The sequence below is a fragment of the Hymenobacter frigidus genome, from assembly GCF_014640435.1.
GTDB lineage: Bacteria > Bacteroidota > Bacteroidia > Cytophagales > Hymenobacteraceae > Hymenobacter > Hymenobacter frigidus.
In genome coordinates this window covers 1-3,455 of the sequence record NZ_BMGY01000086.1, presented here as the reverse complement: position 1 = coordinate 3,455, position 3,455 = coordinate 1, and the positions used below count along the sequence as shown (strand labels likewise).

The 3,455-nt window shown below is 55.6% G+C and carries 2 protein-coding genes; both read left to right on the top strand.

What is annotated here, in order from left to right:
• Positions 1 to 1,157: 1,157 nt before the first annotated feature.
• The gene (locus IEW17_RS20460; RefSeq protein ID WP_188563921.1) at positions 1,158 to 1,730 is read left to right on the top strand and encodes a hypothetical protein; all 573 of its coding nucleotides are present in this window, start codon (positions 1,158 to 1,160) and stop codon (positions 1,728 to 1,730) included.
• A gap of 17 nt (positions 1,731 to 1,747) precedes the next feature.
• On the top strand, positions 1,748 to 3,455 hold a 1,708-nt coding region (locus tag IEW17_RS20455), incomplete at its 3' end, for a relaxase/mobilization nuclease domain-containing protein (protein ID WP_188563920.1).

Genomic DNA, 3,455 nt, shown 5'->3' with positions numbered 1-3,455 from the left:
ACGCATCGAACACGTCTTAATGGAGGTCGGCCAAAAGTACACCGTTACTTTTGCGTGACTACTTAAAGCAATTAGAAGCTTTGCCAGCAATTGGTAAAAGAGGGGCTTCGTGTTTTCATGCTGGTTTTTTCTGCGGGAGTTAGTCGCCATTGTCGAGATGGATGGCGCGGCGTTCGCTTTGTTTTAATGAGGCTCCAGGGCAGCGAAATTGGAATAGTCAACTCGTTAATCTGAGAGGCCGTGAATTTAGCGCGCGGTTGAGTAAGCAGGGTTGTCGAGAAAATGCACTTGGCGGTTTTGGTAGCGGGCCGGTTGGTTTGTGTTTTTTGTTTGCGTTGGTGGCAAGCGATAGAGATGATTTCCGGAAGCTGGATTGGCTGGTCTTTCAGGAAAAGGAGCCGTCTTAAAAAATGGAAGAGTTACTAAGAGCGGGTATCTCATGGGAGACCGGAGATTTAGGGGCGGCGAGGGATAACAGGTGTCTGGCAGTTCGAGGACCAGACAGGGTAGGAGGGAGGGCGGAGGGGAGGGCGGAGGACCCGGCTTGCAGCATCCGTGCTTTTTTTGCTTTTGCTTTTCGCCTTTGGTTTTGGGAGGTCTATCAAAAACAGTTGGGGTCGACTGGACTGCTCAGGTAAAGTGATTCAATTTTGCTTCGGTCCAGTGAATCGAGCAGCGGTTTTTTGAAGGAAATCACTATTTGACCAAATCGTCAAAGGTGTTGATTAAGGGGATTCATCCGGAGCACGCATTAGAGAACAAACCGAAAGATTGAATAAGGCGGGTGACTCTGGATAGTTCTGGATGGCGCTCTAAGTGGTAGGCACGAAGAGCGGCAGGTTCTACGGTATACTTGTCGCGGCCTTGTTGAATTTTCTAAATGGGAAGACATAACCGAGAAAGTAGGGGAAGCCCAAAGTGACTCGGTAGCACAGAAATGACGATGCCAGAGCAAGAAGTATTTGGAAACTGAAGCAGGCTGGAGTAGCTTTCAGTTGATAGAGGATTTGTAAGGCAGTGGGGAAAAGACAATTGCGGAGATGGCCCGTTTTATCTGGCTGGAGCAAGATAGGTTCTGATAGAGCTAAACCCTATTTCACGGTAGCCATTTTCCGCGCAAAATCATCATTCTCGTAACCAGAGCAGTTCCCAAATCCATGCGTACACCCACATCCGAAGAACTTCGTTCCGTTGAGAAAAGGCTGCTAGCCGAAGGAGTGCTTCGGTATGAAGACTGGCCATATTACCAGATGTACTCTGCCGATGGCAAGCCCCTGACGCAGGATGAGGCGGATGCAATCTGCACCGCTGTCTTGGTGGCCGAGGAGGCCAGTGAGCAGGCACCCGTTGCAGCTGCGCGTAAAGAGAAAAGCAAAGGGGGACGTCCGGAGAAAGGCGACCAAAAACTCAAGGTCATCAGCACCATGGTGTCGCCCGTTCGGCACGCCCAACTGCACGCAGCGGCTCAGGATTTAGACCTGACCATCTCCGAGCTTGTCCGGCCATTGGTGGACCCCAAGGGTGCGCGCGGCCAGAAGCGGGTTGCCCGGATTATCAGACGGGGCCTGTCGCTGGAACAACGCAAAGCGGTGCGGTCGCTGGTGATGACGGCGTCCGTTTTGGACCAGTTCGCGAAAGCTGCGCAGGCCGCAGGAGATACTGTTCACGCCGCTGCACTGACTGCCATGGCGAAGCAGATACGAGCGGTAATCCAATCGCTCAGCAAGTAGTTTAGCCTCCAAGCCAGATGGACGAACAGACGACGATAGGGAAGGATTTCGGCGGTGCGGTGCGCTACCTTTTCGCGGGCCGGCGTGACCAGCCCAGCGACAAGCAAGCAGAGATTTTGACTTCAAAGGGCGTCAACACCAACAGCGTCGCCGAGATGATTGCGGACTTTGAGCTCGGACGGGACCTTAATCCCCGACTGAATTTGGCGGTTTGGCATACCTCGCTCAGCTTCAATCCAGATGATGAGGCGCGCATGAGCAATGCCCGGATGCGGGCCATTGCCGAAGACTATCTTAAAAAAATGGGGCTGGACAATACCCAGTACATCGTGGTGCGTCACCGCGACCGGCCCGACCACCACCACCTCCACATCGTGGCCAATCGAGTGGACAATGCGGGCGAGAGTATTGCGGACGGACGGGATTTCTTTCACTCGAACCAAGCGCTCAAAGAGCTTGTCAAGGAACATGGCCTCACGTCCCCCGGAGAACCGCGGCTGGCTTTACAAAACCCCGAGCGGTTCCGCCCCATCGACCTGGCGCGCTACAACCTGCGGGCCACGCTTAACCCGGCCGTGATGCAGGAAACGCAGTGGCCGCAGTTACTGGCTACCCTGAAAGAGGAGAAAATTGCCTCGAAATTACACTACAATCGGGAGGGCAAGGCGACGGGCATCAGCTTTGAAAAGGATGGTTACTGCTTCAAAGGAAGTGCCCTGGGACCGCACTTGAGCCTGGCGGGAATCGACAAGCAGCTGGCGGCAAATGAGCTAAAGCAGCGGGCTGGAGCCATGGTCCTGGAAGGCACGGTGGCCCACTCATCACGGCCGCTGGAGGCCTTGGTTACTACGAACGAGACGCTGTCATCTTCTCTGGCGGAGACCGAATCATTGAAGGCCCCAGTGGTGCGGGCACCATTGGGGACGGATGGTTTGAACGCCATTACGATGGCGTTGTCTGGTCCCGCTGCGAGTGGGCAGCCTGGGGAAGCCAACGGAGCGGCGACGGCCGAATCGGTCGACCAACTTACGCAAGCCGTGGCGGCGGTGGCCGCTTATCAGCAGGAGAAGAATCTGATTACCAGCTACGAGGCACAGGCCCAAGAAGCGCATCGCACGAACGAACTTGTTTACATGTTCGAACTAAATCTTGAGATAATTTCAGCCGCCAAGCAACGGATGATGGCCTATGAGACCGAAGCAAATTCCACCTCGGCGGGACGTGAGCTACTAGCGGAGCTGAACGACTTGCAGTCCGGTAAAGTACAAAAGAACGAGAGTGGTTTAGCTGCTGAAGGGTCGGCTGCTGCTGTGCCTATTCCGGAGAAGCAGGCGTCTTTACCGCCGGCTGTTGAATCAGTCGTGTTCGTGGAAGCAATGCTGCCCTTGCCGGTCGGCCCACGCCAAGATGCTGTGGAACCAGCAACCGGAACGGTCACGCCCCTGCTGGTCCCAACTGGCGCAGACACGTCGTTACCGGCTGGACCATCGGAATTGCCCTCACCGCGAACCGTCGGTCCAAATGAAAGCCTGCCGTTGGTAGGTGAGGTAACTGCGGCTAAAGCCACTAAGCAGTCGAACCCAGTAACCCCGACTGCTCCAGCGGCATTGCCTGCGATGTCATTGGCTGATATGTTGGTTTCAAGTGTGCCAGAGTTTACGAGCGCGCCCGCCGTGGCCGCGCCCGCCGTGGCCGCGCCCGCCGTGGCCGCGCCCGCCGTGGCCG

Bases quoted from the DNA above. Each gene is read 5' to 3' on its own strand.
- IEW17_RS20460 (WP_188563921.1), top strand. From the start codon at position 1,158: ATGCGTACACCCACATCCGAAGAACTTCGTTCCGTTGAGAAAAGGCTG.